Origin of the sequence: Psychrobacter sp. TB55-MNA-CIBAN-0194 (assembly GCF_040309505.1) — a bacterium.
Classification (GTDB): Bacteria; Pseudomonadota; Gammaproteobacteria; order Pseudomonadales; family Moraxellaceae; genus Psychrobacter; species Psychrobacter fozii.
Map to the genome: position 1 here is coordinate 1 of NZ_JBEOOW010000014.1, position 26,131 is coordinate 26,131.

Below are 26,131 nucleotides of genomic sequence, written 5' to 3' on the forward strand. Positions count from 1 at the left end.
GGTTTTAATTAAGTAATTATCTCCTAATTACTGCCAGTTCTCCCTGTTGAGGGGCGTATTATAGACGCTTTAAATCTTGAGTCAAGAGGTAATTTTCATTTAGTTTAAAACTAATTAATTCGAAATATTCATTAAGTGATTTCTCACTTTCTAAATATCCTTCCCTTCCGACTGGGTGGCGGTATACTCGGTTTAAAGTGAAGGTCAAGGACTCTTGAAAACTATTCTATAGTTTGTTTAACTGCCTTAGAAATACTGGCTACTTATCAAGGGGCCAGTGATTTGGTGCGCTAGTTAGTTTTTGAATTTTCATTTTGTAATCGAACTTCGACCGTTTTGGACTTCATGATATGCCTCTATATATCCTTTGCACATCCAAAGTACATTAGTACAGATGAGTGTGTAAACATCGCAATATGGATAACTTATATAAATAGCTGACCTAAAGCAGTTGCTCAGCTATACATCTATATCCAAAAACTGAATGCCCTTAATTAGATTTCAGTCATTTGCATACTTCCACTACTGTCTACTAATTAACTTATATAGATGAGTGCAGTTATCTTAGTATATTTTGGCAGCTATCAAGCAAGCGTATATTATCGGTCACCTTAGCTTTACCCGTCCTTAGAATCATTGGTCTTTGAAGTTGCTAATCGTAACCTATTCATAGCAAAACGAAAAAGGCAACCTAATGGCTGCCTTTTCGATTCTGCATATTGTTTTAAGTTTCATCACTGCTAATAAGATAACACGATCGGTTTTATTACACTTAAAGGCAATCATTTGCATGGTGAGCAACTACTCACCACAGAAACTAACTTTCTAATTATAAATATGGTTGTGCAGTTTCTTCTTCAACTTCAACAGTACCATCACTTTCGGCATCAGCTTGACCCATATCATCCATACTTCCATCATCAGCCTGAGCCATATCATTCATGCTCTCGGCATCAGACATATTGTTAAACTCTTCAGTTTCAGTTTGAAGTCCGTTATCCATACTTCCAGCTTCGGTTTGCATGGTAGTATCTGCAGTCGCAGTTTGTACGACTGGTTGTTCAGCAGCCATGGCTAGACTTGGGATAGTAAGTGCGGCGCCAACAATTAATGATAAAGACAAAGTAAGGTTTTTCATTGATTAATTCCTTGATTCACAGATTTTATGCATCAGTTAAAAATAAGCCTAAACGGTATTTCGTACAGCTCGAATCTATTTAACAAACAGCACTGTCATAAATAAAGTTATGATAATTATTTGAGCTATTATCATGTTCGATTTGAGATCAGAACATTATGATCTAATCTTTATTAGCCATAATCTCCGAACACAAGACTACCAATTAATAACTTTGGCATTCAGTAGTACAAAAATTACCAGTCTAACGTGCTTATTTTTTTCTTGTGACATTGTGCAATTGCTATAGCATCTTTGTTATATCAAAATGTTGAGAACTATTATTGATAACTCTTAATCTCAAACCCTTATAACTAAACAACATGTGCTCTATTAGTTATTAACCTCTACTTAATAATACATACTTATTATTTTTTAACTCTCTTATCGTTTCTTGAGTAAATTACTCTAAACTCCTTATATTTTCTGGATTTTTGAATATTTATTATGTTATGGCATTAATTTTCTATATCGCAAGAGTGAAAGTATGTTGGCAACAGTCTGATAACAAAATTTAGTCATTATATTTTTGAAGTATTGCGAGATTTTTTGAGGTCATCACACTTATTAAGGAAAAATATATAGATATGAGCATCACAAATTCCAAAAATATGCCATAACTCATCGTATTCTTAAGATCAATATGATTGATTTACAGCTTCCACTTGAATATCTAACTTCACTTTTTTTGCCATGCCTAACACTGTATATTTACTAATACCCCACTTCGTTCTGTCGATAGTTGTCGTAAAACTTCCACCACACACCGATTTTTTTAATATCGGATTTAAATAGCAGTTGAATTTGATAGCAGTGAGCGTAACGGGGTTGGTCTGCCCATGTAGCGTCAATAGGCCATCAACTTTGATGGTATCTTTATTAGATAAAAAATGCCATTTGGTAGACTTAAAACGAGCCACTGGAAATTTTTCGATATCAAAGAAATCTGCGCTTTTAAGCGTGGTATCGAAAATTTTGTTACCTGTGTTTAAGGTATGCAAAGGAATTATGAGAGCGATATTGCCTGTCTTAGCCGTTGGATCATAATCAAGCTGACCGCTCAAATTATAGAAGCCACCAGTGTGCGTTGACGTGTTGAGAGGCTCAATGGTGAAACGTACATTGGTACGGGTAGCATCGATGTAGTAGGGAGTCGCATAACTACTGACGATGCCTACTGTACTTAGAAATAAACCCAATAGAAATTTGCGATAGGATAATAGTGCCTTTGAGAGAAAAGCATGACTCATAATGACATTCCTTTGTGCAGTAAATGACAAGCCAATCACATCCTTTGTGATCGTCATACGACTCATATAGCGATAAAAAGACAATATCTAATCGATAGATATTGTCTTTTTCATTTTAGTAATCTGACTTATACAAATTAAAGCACTAAATTAAACTTTGCTATCTATAGTTGATTTATCTTTGCCACTTGGTATCAGCCATTTAGCGAACCAACCTGATACGTCATCCATTAAGGTATAAACCACTGGAATGACCACGAGACTGAGTAGCGTCGAGGTCACCAGACCACCCAATACTGCTGCCGCCATCGGGCGACGGAAAGTAGGATCTGCATCACCCCAACCAAAGACTAATGGCAACATGCCAGCGCCCATCGCAATCGTCGTCATAATAATCGGTCGAGCACGCTTATGACAGGCATCGACCATCGCATCAAACCGTGCTAGTCCACGGTTTTGGGCGATGATAGCGTAATCCACTAACAAGATAGAGTTCTTGGTTGCTATACCCATCAACATAATAAAACCAATCATCGAAGGCATCGACAAGCTGCTATTAGTAATCACCAAACCGATAAAAGCACCACCGATTGATAAAGGTAATGCCACTAAAATCGTAAAAGGCTGTAGCACTTTGCCAAACAGAAGAATCAACACGCCTAAAATACAGATGATACCGACTGACATGGCGATGATAAAACCACTGAAAAGCTCAGCCATATTTTCGGCTTGCCCTTGATCAATGATGGTAATTGACGCAGGCAAATTTTGCATTGTCGGGGTCTTTTTGACTGCTTGTACCAACTCGCCAAGCTCACTGTCTGCAGGCTGTACCGTAATACTGATCGCACGCTCACGATCGAGACGTTTTATCTGAGCAGGCCCTGTACCAAAATCCAAACTGGCCACTTCACTGATACGCACGCCTTGCCCTGCGACACTATTACTAGATACGTATAGCCCCTCTAACTGGTTGACGTTTTGTTTTGCGATATCAGGCAAACGCACAACAATAGGAACTTGCCGTGTATCTAAATTGAGCTTAGACAGACTTTGCTCATAGTCGCCGACGGTCGCAATACGTAAGGTAGTCGCGATATCTTGTGTGGTCACACCTTTGTCTGCCATCGCTAGTCTGTCAGGCGTCACGGTTAGCTCTTGACGCGGTAGACTGCGGTCGCTAGTGACCGATCCCGCACCTGGTAATGCACGAATATCGGACATAATCTGCTGCGCGGTCTCTTCAAGTACTTGAGGGTTGCTACTGGTCAGCGAAAAGTTATATCCCGTCTCACCACCACTCGATAGCCCAACCGTAAAACGAGCACTTGGCACTTCTGACAGTATCGCGCTAATCTTGCGCTCAACCTGTTGTTTCGAATCTCGCTCAGCACGCGGAGCCAATACGATATCCAGACTGCCGATATTTTCTGCTTTACCACTACCGGAATCAGAGTCCATCGACTCTTGTGCCTCACCGACAGACGTAAATATATTAGTAACTTCTGGCAGTGCTAAGATGCGAGCGCTCGCTAATGCTGCAACCCGCTCTGTATCTGCTAGTGCCACATCAGGCGTTAGCTCAATCGCTACTCGTGTCTGGTCAATATCATTATCAGGGATAAAAGCGGTCGGTAATAATTTGACCAATCCCAACGAAGCCACAAATAGTATCAGCGTCACACCCATCGTTATCCAGCGATGATGCAATGTCCACGTGACGGCTTTTAGATACCACGTCATCAGTTTGCTTTGCTTTTCGACATGGTGCTTTTCTGGCCTGAGTATGTACGCTGCCATCATAGGCGTAATCAAACGCGCGACCAGTAGAGAGGCAAAGATAGCCAAAGCAGCCGTCCAGCCAAACTGCCGGAAAAACTGACCCACAACACCGCCCATAAAGGCCGTCGGCAAAAATACAGCGATTAAGGTAAAGGTCGTCGCCACTACTGCAAGCCCAATCTCATCAGCGGCTTCCATTGCTGCTTCATAAGGTGTCTTGCCCATTCTGAGATGGCGAATAATATTCTCAACTTCAACGATAGCATCATCGACCAAGACACCGATAACTAGGGACAAGGCCAATAACGAGATTATATTTAAGCTAAAATCAAACAGATACATCGCTAAGAAAGTAGGAATGACTGATAGTGGTAGCGCAACCGCAGCCACAATGGTCGCGCGGACGTTGCGTAAGAATAGAAACACCACGATTACGGCTAATATGCCGCCTTCGATTAGCATCTTTATGGAGGCACTATAATCTTCTGCTACTGGCGTTGCGGTGTCATAAACCTTATCAATCTTAATTTGACTCATCTCTGCGGTCAGCTTTGCAAGCTCTGCATCGACCAAATCCATGACCTCAACCTCACTAGCACCGCGCGAACGAGTAATGTTAAATGCCACAACGGTCTGCTCATTAAGCTTGGCAAGAGAGCTTGGGTCGGCAGCACCATCAGTCACTTGTGCCATCCGCCCAAGCGCCTGCGTGCCACCAGTCGGCACTGCTATTTGCAAGTCATTAAGCTCACGTGCCCGCTCAACTGCACCCAATACACGAATCGTTTGGGTCGCATTACCTACCTCAGCTTCACCGCCTGCGCTGTCTTGCTGAATACTGCTCAACTGCTGCGACAACTGTGCAATCGAGAACTGCAAACCACTCAGAGCGATAGGATCGGCAGCGACTGTGATTTCACGTTCAAGGCCACCGATACGACCGACCGTGCTGACCCCAGGAATATCTGACAAGCGCTTGGTAATTGTGTCATCAATGAACCAAGACAGATCTTCAACACTCATATTATCGGCAGCGACTGAATAAGTCACAATCGGAAAGCCTGCTGTCGATACTTTAGTAATGATAGGATCGTTGGCGGCCGCAGGGAGATCCCCACTTACTTCTCCGACGGCTGAACGCACATCGTCGACGGCTTCTTGGATGTCTTTTTCTAATACAAACTCTGTTGCCACCGTAGCAACACCTGTCTGTAACGTCGTGCGAATACGCTTAACACCTTCTATACTGGTGATTCTGTTTTCAATCTTTTTTGCAATATCGTTTTCGATCTGAGAAGGGGCTGCACCAGGGAGGGTGACGGTCACAACAACTGCGGGTAAATCAATATCTGGAAACTGTTGCACCTTCATTTGCATAAAGCCGTAAATGCCGCCTAACGTCAGGAGCACAAACAGCAAAATAGCAACCAGCGGATTTTTAATCGAATAAGCTGAGACATTTAAACTCATGAGCGTGCCTGCTTATCTGTGCCAGTCGTGGTTTTATCGGCAGCCGCGTCAGCTTGGTTACCTGTTTGAATTGCACCATTCACGACAAGCACTAAATCACCATCATTTAAAAAACTTCCACCTTGCTTCACAATCTGACTATTAGCAGGCAATGGCTCTGTAATCGCTACACTATCGCCAAGTCGCTTGCCCAATGTCACTCGCTGTTGCTTGATACGACCTGTATTTTTGCCACCTTGAATCTTCATGTTAGTAACTAGCATGACATAGTCATAACCATCGTTGCTCACGATAGCGCTATTTGGCACCGTCTGCGTACTGGCACTGCCTAGTAGGAACTCACCCGTCTGATACATGCCTGACCGTACTTGTGCATTGGCAGCCAAACTGGCATAAATAGTAATCTGCCGGTTATTATCTGCCGTTGGCGCAATACGGCTTACCTGACCCATTACAGAGTCGCCACCCGGTAAGCTCACTCGTACTGGCGTACCAACACCGACTTCACCGATAAGTTTGGGATCAATATCCGCGCGCCACTCTAAAATACCGCCTTTAATAATAGTAAATAATGGCTCACCACCAGCGACCATACCCACTTCAACCATTTTTTCGCTGATGATACCGCTCACTGGCGCGACCACTCGAGCATTATCAACACTCAAACGCTGAGTGCTTAGTCGAGCTTTTGATGCTTGCAAAGACGCTCTGGCTCGAAGCTCGGAGGTACGATAGCGATCGGCTTCTTGTTTGCTGATGGCATCAATATCGAGTAGTGGCAATACGCGCGCTGCGTCAGCACTAGCGTTAGCCAGCGTCGCTTCTGCCTCTGCGACATCAGCTTCTGCTTGTAGCACTTGCTGTTCCATCGCATCGGTATCGAACATAGCCAATACCTGACCTGCTTTGACGCGATCTCCTTCTTCGACCAAGATACGCTCGATAGCCACACCGTTCACTTTTGCACTGACATTCGCCGTATCTTTAGCATTAATAGTTCCATCAGCACTTAACGTGTTGCCAATATCCTCTTGGCTTGGCGCGATTGTTTCTACTGACAGTACCGCCTGCTCTGTACTGCCGTCGCTAGTACCATCACTGGGCGCACTGCTAGCATCTGGAGACTCAACCGTTTCTGCTTCACCATTACCCCAATATTTTCCAAGAAGGACACCAATAATCAGTACCGCCACTAAAGCAGGTAACAACCATAATGGTAACTTTGAGGAGGGTTTATTCACCAATGACTCAGACTGACGATACGGTGGTAGCTCAGCTTGTTGAGAGGTCTCAATATCAAGAGTTTGCTCGCTAGTCGGCGCTTGCTTATTATCAAGGTGTTTAAAATCGCTCATAGTTGGTCTCTATAAATAAGCACGGTACTAACGCCGTAAAAAGCATAAGGGAAACAAGATGATGCAGTCCCATCTTATTAATAAGGGTTTTTAACATTGTAGACTAACTCGTCGGCGGGTCAATTATGTTAGATACCTGAGGGGTCAGTTTTTGGTCGTTATTAGGATATAGTAAGACATTGAACTTAATAAAGATATTGCCACTCAAGATTATAGTATAGATAATAAATTCAGAATAAACACGCCAGCATAGCCCAACATTCTTACTTGAATTTTATCCGCGTGCACCTCTCCTCTCAAAGTCTAATGACCAAATCGAATACATGATTGGAGATTATTACACCGTATTTAATAAAGACACTTTTATGACTTAGTGTGACATCACATTGAACTGATTGAGATACGATAAGTGTTATTTGAATAATAAACTGTGAAAACCAATGATACATACTACCTACAGTTCAGACTTGAATTTACGAGGTAATTTGTCATTATTAAGAGGACCTCATCAACAAAGGAGCCAATCATGGCTAATAAGTCAGAAGTGAAAAAACTTAAGAAAGAGATCAAAGAGACCAAAGCAAAAGTTAAACAGCAAAAGAAAAACCTCAAAGATCTCAAAAAATCACTGAAGAAAGTAAAAAAATCTAAATAGCTTTATTTTGGCAAATAAAAAAGAGGACAGCATTAGCTGTCCTCTTTTTTATTGAGCATCAATTTACTGATGCAAACTACATAGCTATTCAACCTTGGTTCAATGGTTAAGCATTAGTATAACGACTGGCCTCTGGCATCCAACGATGTATCAACTGGCTGACATCGGCTTTACGTGTAGGGTCTGCAATTAAATGCTTGGCTAAACGCTGCGCAATCGCAAACAGCTGCTCATCACGGATGAGATCAGCTAAATAATAACCGACATTGCCAGTCTGGCGCTTACCGAGTAGCTCACCCGGCCCACGTAACTCTAAATCTTTTTGGGCAATGACAAAGCCGTCGGTACTATCACGTAATACATTCAAGCGTTCAGTACCAGTCTCTGATAGCGGCTTTTGGTAAAGCAGCACACAGTAACTTTTAGTAGAACCACGCCCGACTCGCCCGCGTAATTGATGCAATTGTGACAGTCCCAAGCGTTCCGCATTTTCGATAACCATTAGCGAGGCATTGGGCACATCAACACCGACTTCGATAACCGTTGTGGCAATGAGCAAGTCTAATTCTCCCGCTTTGAATTGCTGCATGATGGCTTGTTTATCAGCAGACTTCATTTTGCCGTGTACCAAGCCAATACGAATATCTAAACGCTCATTTAAGTCTTCATAAGTCGCTTCGGCTGCTTGTGCATCCAATACGCTAGACTCTTCTACCAATGAGCAGACCCAATATGCCTGCCTGCCTGCCTCACAATTGATAGCAATACGCTCAATCACCTCATCACGGCGGTTCCGATCAATGGTCACTGTGGTAATCGGCGTACGTCCCAGTGGTAACTCATCAATGATAGAGGTATCCATATCGCCATAGACACTCATGGCTAGCGTACGTGGAATCGGTGTGGCGGTCATAATCAGCTGATGCGGTGTACTGTTGGCCACGCCTTTATTGGTCAATGCCATACGCTGTTCAACGCCAAATCGATGCTGCTCATCAATGATCACCAAACCTAGTTTGGCAAACTGTACTTGCTCTTGAAACAACGCATGAGTACCGACCACAATCTGCACGGTGTTTTCAGCGATTGCCTCCAATGATTCACGGCGCTGCTTGACAGTTTGCTTGCCAGCGAGCCAGCCAACACCGATACCCAATGGCTCAAACCACTGTTTAAAATTAACTAAATGCTGTTCAGCTAAAATTTCAGTCGGTGCCATCACAGCCACTTGCCAGCCACTATCAAGCGCATAGCCCGCTGCGCCCGCCGCCACCAACGTTTTACCAGCACCTACATCGCCTTGTACCAGCCGCAACATAGGAATAGATGTCGCCATATCAGCGGTAATGTCTCGCATTACTCTTTTTTGTGCGCCCGTTAAGTCAAAAGGCAATGCGCCAAACAAGGCATCAGCCAATGGACTTTGAGTGGCGCATTTGGGCGCTTTGTGTTGATGCAATTGTTGGCGTCGATACAATAAACTAAGCTGATGCGCAGTCAATTCCTCAATAATCAAACGCTGGCAGGCGGCATGCGTACGGGCACTCAGCTGGGTTAATAGTTTATATTGCTGTCCAGCATCGGTATAAGTGGGCGGCGTGTGTAGTAATACTAAGGCTTCAAATATCGTCAAACTATAGACATTGTTGTGCGCCGATCGAGTTGCTGCCGTATGGATATCGCTATTAACACCGTTGTTAGTACTACGATTGCTATCATAGGCTGTTGCGCCGCCTCTATTAACACTATTACCAATCATATTGTCTGGTACGCTACGCGCCAAAGTCGAGAAAATATCTTCTGAGTAATCATGTTCTGCTATTGATGATTTCATCGGCTCAAAAGGCGCTAACGGCAGATCAGCCACCACAGAAAAATCTGTGGGAGTAAACAGGGTCATCGGCAGACCTTGGCTGCGGACCGTTTGTAGTGCCAATTTGATTAAGGTGCGCAGCTTATTTTGATGCAGTCCTTTAACGCTGGGATAAATCGGCTGCAATCCCGTATTGGTCATGGCAATATTATCAGTAATAATCTGATATTCAGGATGACTCATCTGCTTGCCATATCGACTGACTTTGACTTCGCCGAACAGCTGCAACTGTGTACCCAAACTCATCGTTTGCGCAAGACCGCGATAAACTTTAAAGAATCGCAAGGATATCGTCCCTGTATCATCATCTACCACTACCGTCATACCACTGCGCTTAGTATCAACATGCACCACACGCCCAGTGATTAATCCTGATTGCCCATGCTCTACGTCTGCTATGGATAGCAGTCGGCTACGATCCTCGTAATCACGTGGCAGATGTAGTAGCAAATCAAATATTCGCTTTATATTTAACTGTGCTAACTGCTCTGCGACTTTTAGGCCAACGCCTGCCAGCGCTGTCACAGGCATATCTAGCGCTGAAACTGGCAGATCAGGTCTAAAGTGGTCTGCTGATGAGTGAGCTAAAGAAGGGCTTGTCGATGTTGGCATCAAAGATCCTAGCGAGATTGTTTTATAAGTATTAATGTTTTTAAGTATTATAGATTCAATTTTCTTAGTCTACATTTGCTGCATCTTATAAAAACTATATTTATCAATTTGATATAAAATACTAAGTCATTATGACTGTCATTGATAGCCTAATCCCACTTCCAAAGCCCAGAATAACAAAGCAAACGTATGCAAATATATATCGTGTAGACCAAACTAATCTAACACCGTCAGCCATATTTTTGGGATTAAGAGTTTATTCATAATTCATGGCCTATACTCAGCGAATTCGTAGTATGGCTGTGCGAAGTCTTTAACATAAATGAATCATCTATATCATAGCAATAACTGATGCCTTGTTTTCTAACTTATACAACTCTCTAAGGTCTTTTTATGCCTACTCCCACTTTCAGCCATCCCCTCAATCATCATTTATCATTACTACGTGTGGCCATACTTACTACACTAGGACTAGTCATCAGTGCTTGTAGCACACTGACTCCAGCGAGTGTCACACCTATAGTTCCTGAAATAGAATCACCTAGCGTAGCCTTAGTATTGGGCGGTGGTGGCGCTAAAGGTTTTGCTCATGTGGGAGTAATCAAAGCCTTGGAAGAGAACGGCATTACACCGACACTCATCGTTGGCACGAGTATCGGTAGTTTGGTTGGTAGCTTATATGCAAGTGGATACACGCCTGCACAGCTTGAGCGACTTGCACTAACGACTACGGATAGCGAGTTGACTGATTTCACTTTATCCAATCAAGGGTTTATCGAAGGCATCAAACTAAAAGACTTTATCAATGCAAAAGTAGGCGAACGCACAATAGAAGATTTTCCAATTCGCTTTGCTGCAATTGCTACCGAAAAAAACACGCTAAAAAAAGCAGGCTTTACCACTGGTAATGCAGGACTTGCTGTACAAGCGTCCTGTAGCGTTCCTAATATCTTTATCGCCCCGCGTATCCCTGAAAAAGTCGGCAAAAAATATATCGATGGCGGTGTGGTTAGCCTAGTCCCTGTTGATAGCGCTCGTGATTTGGGCGCTGATATTATCATCGCAGTAGATGTGACAGATGCGAGTGACAGTAATGCCACTGAGCTTAAAGGCATACCGAACCTTAACTCACTCAGCAGCTTTTGGGGATTGCTAGAGAATACTATCGCGGCTCAGCCAAATACCAATCATAGTGCAACAATGCGTCGTGAACGGGATGGTGCAGATATTGTCATTACTCCTGCTGTCAGTCACATCAGCTCAATAGATACTAGCCAGCGCCGTGCCCTCATTACGGCCGGATCACAAGCCACCACCTCACAAATCAATGCAATCAAGCAGTTAATAAAGCAGAAGTCTCAAAGTAAGTATGCGACCCTCTGAACGATAAATAAGTAGCCTATCTAAAAATCTAAACTCGAATAAAAAAGCACCATAGCTCATTGCTATGGTGCTTTTTGTAACAGTGCAAATCATGAAAAAAGTATGATTACATGAAACCTAATATTCAAACATCTACGTCGTTTCATACGGGCACGATAGTTACTTCACACGTGCACGATATTTGACTGCGACTGTGTCGTTAAGACCAACGCCTTCCATATCCCAACGTACTGCTTTATAGTATTTCATATCAACATCTTGCAGCTGATTGTCTACTCTCGTACGCAATGGCATACGCGCAAAATTATTACCGTCGACACTACCATACGGGAACTCTGGTGCTACCGTACGCATTAACTCTACTTCATCAGGAATACTCATAGTGACCGTCATTTTACGCACACGATCAGCGTTGGTATTAGTGAAATATCCTTGATACTCTAAGACATTGCCTGACTGTAGGCGCGTATTTGCATTGACAGGAACCAAAATCTCTTCACCATTTGCATCAACACTAATCAATGATGCTGTGATTTTGCTATTCACGGCTTGTGCACTTGAACCTTGATTGGCATTGGCTTGCACCGCAACTGAACTACTATCCACAGCTTGCTCTGGCGTAGGCAGCATCGCCGAGGCTTGTGTTGTGACGACCATCGCACCGATGAGTGTACCGGCGACAACGTGAAACAAGCGATGACCGCTCCAAGCGCTAAACGGGCTAGCAAATTGATTATTTTTTTTCATGGTTTTCATTATCCCTGGTTGATATATCGGTAGAACGCAATTGGTAAAACTGGAAAAGGGTTTAATATATTTTCAAACACTCATCGCCGTATTCTTTATGTGAAGATATATATGATTTCGAATACTGCTACTTAGCGCTGGCTTACTTTATAGGTTTGGACCTATCTGCTATAAAGTCACATCCAATCAATTGATGGTATCAGGCTCATTGTTTTTATTGATTATCTGCGTTCGCTATCTGTAAAGCAATAGCGTTTAGCATAACAAAAAGTATTTGTACGTACACTGACCCCGTGTTGAGGTTGTGTATATAGTCAATCAGCTATAAAGATTCATTAACACAGCTGAAATAAAAGATAGCTCATAACGGCATTTTTTGCTATGGTAAATCTTTAGCGACCAGCATCTTTTTGCTACGCACCTTTTCTTATTCTAACGACTGCTGCTCCCATTATGACTACTAGCGCCATGCCCCAGATTAACCCTGAATACGTTCATTGGTTTCGCAACTCTGCTCCCTACATAAATACACATCGTGGTAAAACTTTTGTGATTATGTTTGGCGGTGAAGCGGTCAATCACGCCAACTTTAGCACGCTTATCCATGACTTTGCTCTATTGCATAGCCTAGGGATCAAGCTGGTTCTGGTGCATGGGGCACGACCGCAAATCGAAAAAAACCTAAAAGAAGCAGATATCGCCTCTCCATTACATCAAGACATTCGAATTACCCCAAGAGCGGCAATGCCTTCTATTTTACAGGCAGTAGGCGCTATTCGCCTGCAACTTGAAGCGCAACTATCGATGGGACTGGCAAACTCACCTATGTATGGCTCACGCATTGATGCTATCTCAGGTAATTTTGTCACAGCGCGTCCTTACGGTATTCGTGATGGTATTGATTACCAAATGACTGGTGAAGTACGTTCTATCGACGTTGAAGCCATCAAAAACAACCTACTCCATGATCATATTGTCATTCTGGGTTCGATGGGCTATTCAGCAACTGGCGAAGTCTTCAACTTACTTGCTGAAGACGTTGCACTCAATGCTGCTGTCGCACTTGGTGCAGACAAACTAATATTCTTGGGTGAAGAAGCTGGCATCAATGATGGTGATCGACTATTGCGCGAGATGATTCCAAACGAAGTCGATCGCTTCTTGCGCGATCGGGATTTGAACTGCGAAATTAATTACTTCTTAAACTGTGCAAGTTTGGCGTGCCGCAAAGGCGTTCATCGCACACATATCATCTCTTATGCCAAAAATGGCGCATTGCTAGAAGAGCTTTTCACTCGTGACGGCTCTGGCACACTGATTAGCCATGACCCTTATGAAGAAATTCGCCGCGCCAATATTGATGACGTAGTAGGATTGATCGAGCTACTATCGCCGCTAGAAGAACAAGGCATTTTGGTCAGCCGCTCACGTGAGTGTTTAGAACAAGAGATTGACCATTATAGTGTCATTAAACGTGATGGTATGATCTTGGGCTGTGCAGCCTTTTATCCATTGGACAAGGATTCTGCAGAAATTGCATGTGTCGCCGTACATCCTGAATATCGTAACGGTAGCCGAGGTGCTGATTTGCTGGCATTTTTGGAACAACAAGCACGTAGCCATGGTCTACATAAACTGTTTGTGTTGACGACTCGCACAGCACATTGGTTTGTCGAACAAGGCTTTGTGGAAGTTGAAGCAAGTGCACTGCCTGAAGCACGCCAAGAGCAATATCATAACGGTCGCAATTCTAAAGTATTCCAAAAGAATCTTTAGTAAGTTAGCAAAATGCTAATTAAGACCGCTTTGATCAAGTGAACACACTTACCAGTTAGAAAATTTGGTTAAAAACTATGATCAGTTAAGAGCTATAAAATGTAGTCATAAAAAAGCCCTCTAATTTAAGAGGGCTTTTTTATGATTCAGTATTATGCTTATTTAGTACTAACACTAAATAATTACTAGGGCATGTCCTCATTTCGAAAATGGTGATAAAAATGAGATAAATTGCAGTCAAACAAGGAAAATAGCGCAGATAATATCGAGATATTAGTTAGCTATTTGACGCCGTTTGGCAAGATTTAGCCATTTTTAACCCATTTAGATAACTATCGATTGAATTGAGGACACGCCCTAATACTCATTATTTCACTGATAACAATTCAACCGTAAATACTAGCGTGCTGTTAGGCTCGATGCCTGCATTACCAGCTTCGCCATAAGCGATATCTGACGGGATATAGAACTCATATTTTCCGCCTTCTTTCATCAACTGTAGACCTTCTGTCCAGCCAGCGATAACTTGATTTAGTGGGAACTCAATTGGCTCACCACGCTCATAAGAGCTATCAAATACAGTACCATCAATCAATTTACCTTCGTAGTTCACTTCAACCACGTCAGTTGCTTTTGGTGATTTACCAGTACCTTCGGTTACTACTTTATACTGTAGGCCAGACGCAGTTTGTTTGACGCCTTCTTTTTTAGCATTTTCTGCCAAGAACGCAGCGCCTTTAGTTTTGTTGTCTCCAGCTTTTGTTTCCATCTCTTTGACGAACTTTTCTTCTTGCTCTTTTTGATACGTCGTCAATACTTCTTGCATTTGCTCTTGAGTCAATGCTGAATCAGTACCTTCATAACCATCACGGAAGCCTTTTTCAAAAGTGTCAAGATTCAGATCGCCGACCGCTTCTTTATTTCCTTCAGCCATCATATATCCTAAGCTGTAACCGACCTTTTCGCTTGCTGAACTTTGTTCGGTAATTGAAACACTCTGAGCAGCCGTTTCTTGGTTACCATTATTTGTGCTACAGCCTGTTACTAACAACATAGCACTAGCAAGTGCACTAACGCTTAAAGTAGTGATTTTTTTCATAAAGTACTCTCAAATTGTAAGAATAGTGGCGAGATGTCACATGGTTCTATAATAGCAAATCTTAGTTTTAGGAGCCATGTTTGGAATAAAATTATCGGACGAGTGTACAGTATGTGTTAATATTTATATATATAATAACAAGTTATCACACAAATATAGTAACAGGTTAAGCTTTCTGTCTTTAAATCTACTGACACATCAGCTAAGCTGAACCAGTTAAGGTGATAAATAGTCAAGTGTTTACCCTATCAAAGATATCTAAATATCAGCAATAAAGTTATAAATACAAAGTACACAGATATTTTTTGATAAGACTAACGACTCGAAAATTAGAATATCACTCTATAGCTTATTTTGAAAAATACTATTTATTATAACCATTATGTATTGGTCACATTCAATATCAGCCACATTGACGATATTGTTTGGCAGCCTCTGTATGATGATTAAAGGAGGATCAAATGAATCCAATGTACACGTCTTTTAACGGTTATCTTGGTGGGCCTATCGGCTCCATTATCGGTGCTATTTTAATATTTATCATTGGCTGGTTGGTTGCACTCGGTATTGCAGCCCTAGTTCGTAATGTACTATCTAAGATCAATCTTAACCAACGTATGAGTTCTTCAACAGGTAAAGCCTACGACTTGGAAGGTATTATCTCCAAAATTGTATTTTGGTTTATTTTTATCATCGCAATCTCTGGAGCGCTGAACCAATTGAATTTGAACTCAATTTCGACACCGTTCGCAAATATGATTAATCAAGTGTTGGCGTTTATTCCTAACCTCATCGGTGCTATCGCTGTCGGTGTCATTGGTTGGGTTGTGGCTACCGTTGTGCGTACCGCCATCAATGCGGCACTGTCTAAAACATCAATGGACGAGCGTCTCAGTGCTCAAGCTGGTGTAAAACCAATGAGCAGTACCATCGCTGATATGGTGTATTGGTTCATTTTATTAATTGTATTGACTATGGTACTTGGTCAATTACAGCTTGATGGTTTATTTGCACCATTGACTAATATGGTTGATAAAATCTTCAGCTTTATTCCTAATATCTTAATTGCAGCTGTAGTCTTTGTAGTCGGTTATATCATTGCTAAAGTAGTACGTGGCATCGTAACCAATCTTGTGTCTACATTTAATGTGCAAGAACTGGCTTCAAAAGCAGGCTTAAGCGAAAAAAACAGCTTACCTAACATTGCTGGTTCGTTAGCATTTTTAGTAGTTATCATTCCAACTATTATTGCAGCATTAAATGCTCTAAAGATCGAAGTTATTGCTCGTCCTGCGACGAACATGCTGAATAAAATCATGGAAGCATTGCCAAACATCTTTATGGCAGCCGCCATTTTAGTGGTAACTTTCTATGTAATTCGCATGGTTGCCAACATCATTAAAGGCCTTATCGAAAATACTCAAATCAACCAATTGCCAGCCAAAGTTGGCCTGCAAGATACTATGGGCGATAAGAAAGTATCTGACCTAGTTGGTTATGCGATTGTTTTCTTTGCAATGCTGTTTGCTGCCATTGCCGCTGCTGACTTGTTAGGTTTTGAGCCTATTTCAGCTATCATCACAATGTTCATTGCCTTTGGTGCTAATATCATCCTTGGTGCTATTATCCTATTCATCGGGTTTTGGCTTGCTAACATTATTGCAGGTGTGGTTGAGCGCTCTGAGCAAGGTTCACAATTTCTAGCAAATATCGTACGTGTATTGATCATGGGCTTAGTACTAGCCATGGGTCTAAAAGCGATGGGTATTGCGGATTCAATTGTTAATCTAGCATTTGGTCTAACGTTAGGTGCAGTAGCCGTTGCTTTTGCCCTATCATTCGGTCTTGGTGGTCAAGAAGCAGCAGCACGTTTCCTACGTAAGATGCAAGACAAGATGGATCACGAGCGTACCGAAGCCAAAGCAAAATCTGCGCTTCAGCCAGAGACATCAACTCAAGAAAAAGTGGCTGATTCAGTGCGTGAAAACACGCCTGCGGCTACAAGCACGTCAACTGACGATTTACGTACAGATATAGTGAATACGACTCCTGTTAATACTGATGACATCAATAATGATGGCAACGTATTACTACCTGGTAGCGGTCTAAATGACGATATCAACAATAACTAAATAGTTATTCTGAATTTTCAAATATAAAAAAGACAGCCTAGGCTGTCTTTTTTTATGGCGCTTAATAGCGCTTAATACAGTCACTTGTGGATTGTATGGCTCATCATCTATTACATGATAGAGAGCTTAATTTATTACTTATCTTTTCGCGCAGGAATGGAAAGGTTTAAGTGTACTTGAGGTCGTCTATCCGCTTGACCATCTTTTTTAGAATCTTTATTTGCTGGTGCTGTATTTGAAGCTGTTTGTTGGTCTGGCTGTGAGCTACTATTCTGATGCTGAATATCTTGATGCTTGAGACGTTGCAATTGCTTGGTTAGCTGACGTTCACGTTGAGTCATGGTATCGACTGGCTGAATCCATAGATCAATATCGATAAAGGTCTCATCAGCCTCGGTGATAAAATCAATGCCCAACACAATGATATGATGAAGCTCAATTATTGGTAAACGTGTAGCAACATCTTTTGCAATCTGTGCCAACTTCGGTTGAACAGCCGCTTTGCTATTATGTCCTGTAGCCTCCTGACCATAAAACACCAGTACATAATGTCGACCCAAACTCTCATAAGAATGTTGGTGTACGACATAGCCATCCTTCTGCAACGAGGCGCTTTGTTTGGGATGTCTATATAGCGTGCGGATAAGTTCGTGACGTGAAAACAGAGATTCACCTAGCAGTTGTTGCTGCCAGTAAACAAGCGGTACGTCTAACTGATCATCATTATTAATTGTTTGCTTTTCACTATACGTCTCTATCATTTGCATACTTAGCTGAGACCATAGTGTTGCTGCTTGCAGCATATGCTGATGATACATCAGCGCAGTTGTACTTTGGTTTTTGTATGCGAGCGTTATAGCTACAAGTGCTGAATTAGGCTCATCCTGTGCCTCGTTTTTGATGAGTGCATTATCAACTGCAATAGCAGAATTAAATAAACCTGGACTTTGTAAGAACTTCTCAACCAATAAATCTTCTGATTCAAAGCTTGGTATATGACTCGTGGCCGAATGCTGTAGCTGCTCTAGATGATACGACAAAAAACGCCATAACTCAGATGGTGTGCGTACCGCTGCCGCTATCGAGTACCAATCATCCCAGCTAAATACTTGTAGCTGCTGCTGACTTTCACTCATATCTACCACTAGGTCTTCTAAAAAATAGCGCGCACCAAAACTGTGTTTCAGTCGCTGTAGGGCGTTATATTTTTCACTATCTTTATCGTTTTGTGCAGAGCTATCACCTCCCCCCACAAGTTGAATATCGAAGATTAAAGCCTCATAACCGACTGCATTATTATCTTCATCTTGAGATAGTGATGCTTTGTACCATGCAAGCGCAGACTTTACCGCGATCATACGTACAGCCTCAATATTAGCTGATCCCGTATCAAAAGGTAAATATAGGGTTAGCTCCAGCAGCTGTAGCTTGCCAAGTGGCAACTGATATTGATAGTGACGAGCGATATACTGAGCATTATAGTCATGCTCAATCATATGCATACCAGCTAAAGCGACTGCGGTAGCATCTTCTTGTAAGTAACAGACCAGCTCGGTAGTAAGATAGCCCCAGTCGGGCATTGTCGTAATCGAAAGGGACACAAGTTCCAACCTTTTGTTATTGAATGGCTATATTGTATGGTATGTTATTTTTGCTGATAAGCACGATGAAACACAGTCGCTTTCACAGTGCTGAATTGTTATGATGATATCAAAGTAGCATCACTTATACACGAATTTGTATATATAGACTGCCTTAGAGAATACCTATCTTATAGAGTCAAAATAATACTGATATAAGAAAACATAGCACAAGCGCTATATTATTAAGGTTAGCCAGTTCAGCGACTTAATGACTTTATAGTGGGCAAACTCTACATTCATAAACTTATTTAATTATTCTCATATAATAACAAGGATTGAACAATATGAAGCGCTTTAAAGAAAAGACCGTCATCATAACAGGCGCAGATTCAGATATCGGTCGGGCAACCGCGCTGCGATTCGCACAAGAAGGAGCTAACTGTATCATTGTTGGTATTAATTCTGATATCTTAGGATACATCTACGAAGATCTGCCACAAGACCATACATGGATCAACACAGGTAACCACCTTACCGTGACCAGTGATATCAACGATCCAACCCAAACGGCAAGATTAGTAGAGCATGTACTCGAGAAGTATAATCATATTGATGTCATGGTCAATATAGACACTGCTGTCGGCATTCATCAGTCAGTCATTCCAGAGCTAATAAAAACAAAAGGTAATATCGTTAATATATCAGCACTGACTGATCTATCAGCAGACTGGAGTATTGACACGTATAAAGCGGAACAAAATAACCTGACTGAACTTACCAAAAAACTGGCATTAGAAAATATACCAAATAACGTGCGTATCAATGCGGTCACTGCTGGGTTCGTCACAACAGATGTCAGTTCAAACCCATTCGTTACTCACTCTCCACTGGGAAAAACAGCCACTCCTTTCGACGTGACAGCTGCTGTGATGTTTCTAGCCAGCGATGATGCGGCTATCATTACGGGTATGAACTTGCCTGTCGATGGCGGGGTTAGCACCTTCACAAATTAGAAGAATTAAAAAACCTTCAAAAACACTGTTAATGCTTACAGAGAAAAACCCCCTGATATATGTATATCAAGGGGTTTTTAAATAAGGGCTATTATACTAACTGCTTTAAAACGTTTTAATTAGCTGAGTCATTCACGTCTTGTAGAGGCTGTGATAGACGCTCAGGATATCTTGGAATCACGCCTTCATATTGCTCATAGATTTTTGGCAAGTCAGCATCGATATCCCCACTAGGATAGACCAGAGACATAAAGCGTATCTCTTTGGTATTATAATCCATAGCGACTGGTAAAATCGGCACACTCGCACCCAACGCTAAATAATAAAACCCTGTTTTCCAACTCTCAGTGTATTGGCGCGTACCCTCTGGTGACAACCCTAAAAACAGTGGCTCACCCGTTTTGAACTTATCAATACTTGATTGCAGCACCGAACCCTTGTTACCACGATCAATAGGGATAATGCCCATCCAGCGTAGTAGTTGCGCAAGGACTGGTACTTTAAATAAAGTGTGCTTACCCATAATACTAATCTGGAGATCTAGCGCAAACAGACTGGGTATCGCATACACACCATCGACATTAGAGGTGTGCGGTAGCGCTAATACCACCGCCTGCGAAATATTTGGTATCTCACCAACGGTAGTCCATCCCGATGCTTTTAGCATGGTTGACGCAATGAAAGGTGCAATTTTATTACCACGTCTTGGAACTAAGTCACCGAGCTGCGCTCTACTGAGCTTGGGTAAAATCTTAGATCGCTTAGACGAAGAAGCTTTAGAACGATTAGAAAACTTTGATGTCATGATGGCACCATATAATAAAAGATACTTATATAATAGCATTAAGCTTAAGCGACTAAGTTGCGTTTTATAAGCTTTTATTACCTAATAAACCCTCTACTTATGAATTAGCATTAATGAGATATCTATAAATAAGTACGATTATCACGAGCAAGCTAACAAAACTGTTTATGGAATATTAGCCAAATTGCCTTTGTTCTCAAGCCATGACTTGCGATCAGATGCGCGTTTTTTCGCGAGCAACATATCCATGACACTATTAGTGAGCACCATATCGTCCATATCCAATTGAACCAAACGTCGAGTATCACGGTTCATGGTTGTTTCACGCAACTGCTCTGCACTCATCTCACCCAAACCCTTAAAACGGGTAATTTGAGCTTTTTTATTGCCCGGTACATTGGCCAAAATATGCTCAAGCTCAGGTTCATCTAACGCATAATGGACCTCTTTGCCTACATCAACTCGGTACAAAGGTGGCATCGCCACAAACAAATGACCCGCATCAACCAATGCAGGAAAATGCTTCACAAACAAAGCGCAAATCAATGTCGCAATATGCAAACCATCAGAGTCAGCATCCGCTAAAATACATACTTTGTCGTAACGCAGCTCAGATAAATCATCAGAAGCAGGATCGACACCGATAGCAATCGCGATATCATGAATCTCTTGGCTTGAAAGTACCGTATCTGATGATACTTCCCATGTATTTAGAATTTTACCACGCAGCGGTAATATCGCTTGATAATGACGGTCTCGTGCTTGCTTGGCACTACCACCAGCAGAGTCTCCCTCTACTAAGAACAGCTCAGCGCCATCACGCAGATCACCTCGGCAATCTGCCAATTTACCAGGCAATGCTGGCCCTTGCGTTATTTTTTTACGAGCAACTTTTTTAGCAGATTTAAGACGGCGACCTGCTTTGTTAATCGCTAGCTCTGCGATTTGCGTGCCCATATCCGCATGTTGATTTAGCCACAGACTAAAAGCATCTTTTGCCAAAGTCTGGACTGCTCCAGCAGCTTCACGGCTAGACAGACGCTCCTTGGTTTGACCAGAGAACTGTGGCTCAGAAAACTTAAGTGACAGGATATAGTTCACTCCATCCCATACATCTTCTGCTGTCAGTTTTACACTACGTGGCAATAAGTTATGAATATCGCAAAACTCACGTAAGGCCTCCAAAATACCAGTGCGCAATCCATTGACGTGCGTACCACCTTGAGCTGTCGGAATCAGGTTTACATAGCTTTCTTGAATCGGCGTCCCACCATCGGGCAACCAAGACAACGCAAAAGTAATACCTGCTCGCTCGCCACTTTTTGCCTCATAGTTATAATAGAAAGGTGCTTCAGGCAAGGTCTCAAGACCGTCTAGTTGCTCATTTAAATACTCAACCACACCATCAGTGAACTGCCAAATCACCTTTTCATTATTGATCTCATCGGTAAACTCAATCGTTAGCCCAGCTGCCAAGACTGCCTTAGCCTTCAAGTTATGCTTGAGCTGTTTAACATTGAATTTCGGCGAATCAAAGAAACTACCATCGGCCCAAAAATGTACTTTGGTACCGCGCTTACGCTTGTTCGAGCTGACAGCTTCAGTCAAAGGCGTTACTGGCGCACCATTTTCAAACGCCATATCAAACTGTGTGCTATCACGCCATACCGTGACCTCGACCCGTGTTGATAGCGCATTGACAACAGATATACCCACGCCATGCAGGCCGCCCGAAACCTCATAATTAGAGGTCGAAAATTTACCACCGGCATGTAAACGGGTTAAAATCAGCTCAATACCTGATTGATTAAATTCAGGATGGATATCGGTCGGCATACCGCGACCGTCATCTTCAACGGACAACGACCCATCACTATACAACTGAACTTTGATGGTCTTTGCATGACCAGCCAATGCCTCATCAACTGAGTTATCGATGACCTCTTGTGCTAAATGGTTAGGGCGCGTGGTATCGGTATACATCCCTGGGCGACGGCGTACTGGCTCAAGTCCTTCTAAAACTTCTAACGATTGCGCATTATATTGACTCACAAATGCATCCTTAATTATTCATGTGCGATTAATTCTATTAAGCCATTATAACGAAAAATAGCGACGGTAACGTCAATAGTCAGTCGCTCACGTCATATAATGTCGTCTATTTAAGTTTAATTTGAGCCTATAGCAATTGCTTTAACGTATCAATCACCACTGGTAATTGCTCACCAAAATTACTAAACCGATGATCACCACCAGCTTGTACCGTTACCATCGCGCCCTGCTCTTCATAAAATTGCTTGGACATCTCAGGGTTTAGCAGCTCATCGCCTTCTTTAATAAGTACCGAAATCTTATTAGGATAATTAACGGCTGATAGTTGATGCGCTTCAAACCATTGCAAATCTGCCTTGGTAATATCCCAGCCACCAGCTGTCGAGTGGACAACATTTCCTCTTAAATCATAATCTTTAGTACCGTTATTTAAAGTCGAATCTTTAGAGAACCGCTGCAAGGTAATATGTGGCTGAATACTGGGGTTTAATAACAAAGCAGCACAACCTATATGATTACTCACCAAAGTAGAGAAATAGCCACCCAATGAACTACCGATCAATACCGTATTTAAAGGTTCAATATGCTTATTTTCAATATTGTTGTTATTTAGACTCTTAATTAATAATAGTATTTGCCTGAAGACTTCCTCAGGCGTTTTATTCAAATCAGGACGCAATACGTTAATATCAGGATGATGCTGCTGACAGTATTTCTCTAACAATAATCCTTTAGTAGAGTTAGCGTCACTATCCAACCCATGAATATAAATAATGTTCACTTACAATCTCACTTATTAATTTTGTTATGATTAACTTATGTAGCCATTAAAGCTAAGCATAGCACCCGCTAAACAAAAATTATAACAATAAAATGGCACACTATTATTCAGCATTTGCGACATAATAATGTTTTGCAATGAGGCTAGACAATAAATTAGGCAAGTTAAAGGAATAACGATAATAGCAATGGAGTCGCCATGAATCAGCAGTTTGAACTGTTCGAGATTGCCAATCCATGCATTGGTGTATGCCAAAGCAATAAAAAAGGCTATTGCTTTGGCTGCTTGCGTAGTCGGACCGAGCGTCAGTTATGGCATGATATGACGACTGAACAGCGTCGCGAGGTACTACGACTAGTCTCTGGACGTAAGCTGCGCATCGAACAGATGAAACAACGCAAAGACGAGCAATTAGGATTTAATTTTGAGGGAGTGGTTGAGGTTGGGGAGTTGTTTTAGGGTTAATTAATAATTACTATCTTTTTATATTCAAAGTCTCATATTGTTAAATATAAGACTTTTTAGAAAAAATCATCTAACAGCTATAATAAATTTGTAAATGTGGCAAAATGATAATTACCATTCTTTTCTCATCGTTTGAAATGAACCACAATTTGGAGCAGCGTTTTGTATTCCTTCAAGTATTTTTTTCATTTGATTATCAGTAATCTGTTGTTTACTCTTAAGAAAGTGATCATAAAAATACTCTATTTGAGTAGAAACATAGCTTGGAACCATTGTTATATCTTCAAGAAACAGTTTATTTGAGTTTTCAATTTGAGTTCCACTCCAGATATCTTTCTCATTTTGGACAATTTCAAATATGATAATTGCTGATGGAATTTTTATAAAAATAATAAACCTCTCCCAATCATCCCAAATTCTAACTTCTGCTCCAATAGCGCGATCATAAAAAAACCATTCAACTTTTGGGAGATTTAGCCTTTCTAATACTTCTCTTGTACAAGGAATCAGATGTGTTTGAAAATCTTTAAATTCTAATAATTCTATAGATTTTTTTATTTTGTTCAGAAACTCTGGAAACCTTGCGAATTCATCATCAGTATATTGGTGACTTCTAGGAAAGTAATATGTATCAGCTAAAACTCTCCATGCAATAATATATAGACATCTTATAATTGAATCTGTTATTTGCCGTTCATTCGGACATGGTGTTCTATAGTTTGCAAGCTTTATAAATAAATCTTTTTTAAATAAACTTTCTACTTCAGAAAAAGATTTTTCGCATTCCTCACAGAGCAATGCAGATTTCAACCCATCTTGCTTTCTTCTATTCGGTTGGTCAGTTGCTCTAATAAAACCTGTAGGAGAAGTTTCTTTAAGCCACTTATATACAAATGATGGAATAATATGAGAATTTTTGATAGCTTTCCTTTCACCACAATATTTACATGCACCCACTAAACACTACTCCTATTTCGGACTAATCATATAATATCTGAATAAAGATAAAGATTTGCTACATTTGACTTAGAAAGTATATAAAATATTGATTTATTAAATGCGTTATCTAGAAGCTTTGCTTATAAAATGTCTAGGATATCTATTGGATTGATAAACTTTATTTCATATTTTTCAGTTAATTTATACAAATTGGTGGGGTGAAATATAGAGGTTATTCCAGCTCCTTTAGCTTGATCATTAGTACAAAAATAATCAATTCCAAAAGCATAATGCGCTGCTACTGCATCACCATCAACCCATTCGGCAATACCATACCCTTTGCATAATTTTTATTATTTAAACTTTTATCTTGCTTAGTCTGATGTACGATTCCTTTTATATTATCCTCGTCTAACTTATTATGTATGTTCGCTTTACCTGCACCTAAACTTTCAATAAATCGGATACAGTCCGATGTTCTCTTAAGACGCTCTGACAACAAATACTTATCATCTGAAGCTTTGTATTGCTCAGCTATATTTAATGAGTGAGCACCAATTCTTGGCGTATGAATAAACTTGAAACCCATATCAAGAGCTTTGGGAATTGTCTTTCTTAGGTATTCTGAAAGTTCTGGCGCAGCAGTACCTTCAATAACATGAGGAGATTCGTCATCAACCTGAAACTGAATTGACGCTTTGAAATTACCAAAAAAAAGTTTTCTATCTATTTTCTTAATATTCTCCATTGTTACTAGTCCTTCGAAGAAAAAAGGCTTTATAGTTCCATTATTAATTTTATTATAGATATATTGATAAACTGCATTTTCAGATCGTTTATCTTCATCTACAATTTTCTCCCATACATTAGAATCAAAAGTAACAGTGATCATAGTTTTCTCAGTCAAATGATTTATATAGAAAGGCCAATACTTTTAATCTATCCAATATAAAACTAACATAATAGCGAACTAATTTATAATTGAAAACAATAAATATTTAGCTATTACTAACTCACGCGCAAAGAAAAGCCCCCGGCTAGATAACTAGTCGGGGGCAAATCAGGAATAGAGAGCTGACGATGACCTACTCTCACATGGGCGAACCCACACTACCATTGGCGCAACGATGTTTCACTTCTGAGTTCGGGAAGGGATCAGGTGGGGCCATCGCGCTATTGTCG

Annotated in this window: 19 protein-coding genes and 1 rRNA gene; 6 read left to right on the plus strand and 14 right to left on the minus strand. The window is 41.2% G+C overall.

What is annotated here, in order from left to right:
* Positions 1–829: 829 nt before the first annotated feature.
* From AAEY75_RS13750 to AAEY75_RS13765, 4 genes are all read right to left on the minus strand, one after another.
* Positions 830–1,138: a hypothetical protein gene (locus AAEY75_RS13750; RefSeq protein WP_197218586.1), complete on the minus strand. Its 309-nt coding sequence runs from the start codon at positions 1,136–1,138 to the stop codon at positions 830–832.
* 677 nt (positions 1,139–1,815) lie between these two features.
* On the minus strand, positions 1,816–2,484 hold the full coding sequence (locus AAEY75_RS13755) for a YceI family protein (protein ID WP_227681548.1): 669 nt from the start codon (positions 2,482–2,484) through the stop codon (positions 1,816–1,818).
* A gap of 93 nt (positions 2,485–2,577) precedes the next feature.
* Positions 2,578–5,679, minus strand: coding sequence for an efflux RND transporter permease subunit (locus tag AAEY75_RS13760; RefSeq protein WP_197218585.1), 3,102 nt, complete (start codon positions 5,677–5,679; stop codon positions 2,578–2,580).
* Positions 5,676–7,034 (minus strand): efflux RND transporter periplasmic adaptor subunit, encoded by a 1,359-nt coding sequence (locus AAEY75_RS13765; protein WP_197218584.1) that lies wholly within the window; start codon positions 7,032–7,034, stop codon positions 5,676–5,678. The genes AAEY75_RS13760 and AAEY75_RS13765 overlap by 4 nt, the downstream gene beginning before the upstream one ends.
* A 526-nt stretch (positions 7,035–7,560) precedes the next feature.
* Between AAEY75_RS13765 and AAEY75_RS13770 the strand changes: the two genes are divergently transcribed.
* Positions 7,561–7,689, plus strand: a complete 129-nt coding sequence (locus AAEY75_RS13770) for a hypothetical protein (protein ID WP_265090099.1) — start codon at positions 7,561–7,563, stop codon at positions 7,687–7,689.
* Positions 7,690–7,795: 106 nt separating this feature from the next.
* Here the strand turns inward: AAEY75_RS13770 and recG are convergent, their stop codons facing one another.
* Complete coding sequence (gene recG / locus AAEY75_RS13775; protein WP_352259863.1) at positions 7,796–10,174, minus strand: ATP-dependent DNA helicase RecG; 2,379 nt, start codon at positions 10,172–10,174, stop codon at positions 7,796–7,798.
* A 393-nt stretch (positions 10,175–10,567) separates the two neighbouring features.
* On the opposite strand from recG, the gene AAEY75_RS13780 reads away from it, so the two are divergent.
* Positions 10,568–11,557 carry a patatin-like phospholipase family protein gene (locus tag AAEY75_RS13780; RefSeq protein ID WP_352259864.1) on the plus strand — a complete coding sequence of 330 codons (990 nt, stop codon included), beginning with the start codon at positions 10,568–10,570 and terminating at the stop codon, positions 11,555–11,557.
* Positions 11,558–11,716: 159 nt separating this feature from the next.
* Here AAEY75_RS13780 and AAEY75_RS13785 read toward each other — a convergent pair whose 3' ends face one another.
* Positions 11,717–12,304 (minus strand): hypothetical protein, encoded by a 588-nt coding sequence (locus AAEY75_RS13785; protein WP_352259865.1) that lies wholly within the window; start codon positions 12,302–12,304, stop codon positions 11,717–11,719.
* A 453-nt stretch (positions 12,305–12,757) separates the two neighbouring features.
* Between AAEY75_RS13785 and argA the strand changes: the two genes are divergently transcribed.
* Positions 12,758–14,080 carry an amino-acid N-acetyltransferase gene (gene argA / locus AAEY75_RS13790; protein WP_352259866.1) on the plus strand — a complete coding sequence of 441 codons (1,323 nt, stop codon included), beginning with the start codon at positions 12,758–12,760 and terminating at the stop codon, positions 14,078–14,080.
* A 367-nt stretch (positions 14,081–14,447) separates the two neighbouring features.
* On the opposite strand, the gene bamJ is transcribed toward argA, so the two are convergent.
* Entirely contained in the window at positions 14,448–15,179 is a 732-nt protein-coding gene (bamJ, locus tag AAEY75_RS13795) for a BamJ family beta-barrel-assembly machinery protein (RefSeq protein WP_352259867.1), read from the minus strand.
* Positions 15,180–15,640: 461 nt separating this feature from the next.
* Between bamJ and AAEY75_RS13800 the strand changes: the two genes are divergently transcribed.
* Positions 15,641–17,311, plus strand: a complete 1,671-nt coding sequence (locus AAEY75_RS13800; protein WP_352259868.1) for a mechanosensitive ion channel — start codon at positions 15,641–15,643, stop codon at positions 17,309–17,311.
* Positions 17,312–17,445: 134 nt separating this feature from the next.
* Here AAEY75_RS13800 and AAEY75_RS13805 read toward each other — a convergent pair whose 3' ends face one another.
* The gene (locus AAEY75_RS13805) at positions 17,446–18,912 is read right to left on the minus strand and encodes a hypothetical protein (protein WP_352259869.1); all 1,467 of its coding nucleotides are present in this window, start codon (positions 18,910–18,912) and stop codon (positions 17,446–17,448) included.
* A 326-nt stretch (positions 18,913–19,238) separates the two neighbouring features.
* On the opposite strand from AAEY75_RS13805, the gene AAEY75_RS13810 reads away from it, so the two are divergent.
* Entirely contained in the window at positions 19,239–19,907 is a 669-nt protein-coding gene (locus AAEY75_RS13810) for an SDR family NAD(P)-dependent oxidoreductase (RefSeq protein ID WP_352259870.1), read from the plus strand.
* A gap of 115 nt (positions 19,908–20,022) precedes the next feature.
* Here the strand turns inward: AAEY75_RS13810 and AAEY75_RS13815 are convergent, their stop codons facing one another.
* The 3 genes from AAEY75_RS13815 to AAEY75_RS13825 form a co-directional block, all read right to left on the minus strand.
* Positions 20,023–20,712, minus strand: a complete 690-nt coding sequence (locus AAEY75_RS13815; RefSeq protein WP_352259871.1) for a lysophospholipid acyltransferase family protein — start codon at positions 20,710–20,712, stop codon at positions 20,023–20,025.
* A gap of 165 nt (positions 20,713–20,877) precedes the next feature.
* Positions 20,878–22,764 carry a DNA topoisomerase IV subunit B gene (parE, locus tag AAEY75_RS13820; protein ID WP_352259872.1) on the minus strand — a complete coding sequence of 629 codons (1,887 nt, stop codon included), beginning with the start codon at positions 22,762–22,764 and terminating at the stop codon, positions 20,878–20,880.
* 127 nt (positions 22,765–22,891) lie between these two features.
* The gene (locus AAEY75_RS13825) at positions 22,892–23,545 is read right to left on the minus strand and encodes a YqiA/YcfP family alpha/beta fold hydrolase (protein ID WP_352259873.1); all 654 of its coding nucleotides are present in this window, start codon (positions 23,543–23,545) and stop codon (positions 22,892–22,894) included.
* 198 nt (positions 23,546–23,743) lie between these two features.
* Between AAEY75_RS13825 and AAEY75_RS13830 the strand changes: the two genes are divergently transcribed.
* On the plus strand, positions 23,744–24,004 hold the full coding sequence (locus AAEY75_RS13830) for a DUF1289 domain-containing protein (protein ID WP_352259874.1): 261 nt from the start codon (positions 23,744–23,746) through the stop codon (positions 24,002–24,004).
* Between the two features lie 117 nt (positions 24,005–24,121).
* Here the strand turns inward: AAEY75_RS13830 and AAEY75_RS13835 are convergent, their stop codons facing one another.
* From AAEY75_RS13835 to rrf, 3 genes are all read right to left on the minus strand, one after another.
* Positions 24,122–24,967, minus strand: coding sequence for an uL10 family ribosomal protein (locus AAEY75_RS13835; RefSeq protein WP_352259875.1), 846 nt, complete (start codon positions 24,965–24,967; stop codon positions 24,122–24,124).
* 280 nt (positions 24,968–25,247) lie between these two features.
* Positions 25,248–25,841, minus strand: coding sequence for a hypothetical protein (locus AAEY75_RS13840; RefSeq protein WP_352259876.1), 594 nt, complete (start codon positions 25,839–25,841; stop codon positions 25,248–25,250).
* A gap of 180 nt (positions 25,842–26,021) precedes the next feature.
* A 5S ribosomal RNA gene (rrf, locus tag AAEY75_RS13845) occupies positions 26,022–26,131 on the minus strand; the annotation flags it as partial.

Excerpts from the sequence above, each read along its gene's own strand:
- AAEY75_RS13810 (WP_352259870.1), top strand. The coding sequence starts at position 19,239 with ATGAAGCGCTTTAAAGAAAAGACCGTCATCATAACAGGCGCAGATTCA.
- AAEY75_RS13760 (WP_197218585.1), bottom strand. The coding sequence starts at position 5,679 with ATGAGTTTAAATGTCTCAGCTTATTCGATTAAAAATCCGCTGGTTGCT.
- AAEY75_RS13750 (WP_197218586.1), bottom strand. The coding sequence starts at position 1,138 with ATGAAAAACCTTACTTTGTCTTTATCATTAATTGTTGGCGCCGCACTT.
- recG (WP_352259863.1), bottom strand. The coding sequence starts at position 10,174 with ATGCCAACATCGACAAGCCCTTCTTTAGCTCACTCATCAGCAGACCAC.
- AAEY75_RS13830 (WP_352259874.1), top strand. The coding sequence starts at position 23,744 with ATGAATCAGCAGTTTGAACTGTTCGAGATTGCCAATCCATGCATTGGT.
- AAEY75_RS13840 (WP_352259876.1), bottom strand. The coding sequence starts at position 25,841 with ATGATCACTGTTACTTTTGATTCTAATGTATGGGAGAAAATTGTAGAT.
- AAEY75_RS13785 (WP_352259865.1), bottom strand. The coding sequence starts at position 12,304 with ATGAAAAAAAATAATCAATTTGCTAGCCCGTTTAGCGCTTGGAGCGGT.
- AAEY75_RS13815 (WP_352259871.1), bottom strand. The coding sequence starts at position 20,712 with ATGACATCAAAGTTTTCTAATCGTTCTAAAGCTTCTTCGTCTAAGCGA.
- bamJ (WP_352259867.1), bottom strand. The coding sequence starts at position 15,179 with ATGAAAAAAATCACTACTTTAAGCGTTAGTGCACTTGCTAGTGCTATG.
- AAEY75_RS13755 (WP_227681548.1), bottom strand. The coding sequence starts at position 2,484 with ATGACGATCACAAAGGATGTGATTGGCTTGTCATTTACTGCACAAAGG.
- AAEY75_RS13800 (WP_352259868.1), top strand. The coding sequence starts at position 15,641 with ATGAATCCAATGTACACGTCTTTTAACGGTTATCTTGGTGGGCCTATC.
- AAEY75_RS13765 (WP_197218584.1), bottom strand. The coding sequence starts at position 7,034 with ATGAGCGATTTTAAACACCTTGATAATAAGCAAGCGCCGACTAGCGAG.
- argA (WP_352259866.1), top strand. The coding sequence starts at position 12,758 with ATGACTACTAGCGCCATGCCCCAGATTAACCCTGAATACGTTCATTGG.
- AAEY75_RS13780 (WP_352259864.1), top strand. The coding sequence starts at position 10,568 with ATGCCTACTCCCACTTTCAGCCATCCCCTCAATCATCATTTATCATTA.
- AAEY75_RS13770 (WP_265090099.1), top strand. The coding sequence starts at position 7,561 with ATGGCTAATAAGTCAGAAGTGAAAAAACTTAAGAAAGAGATCAAAGAG.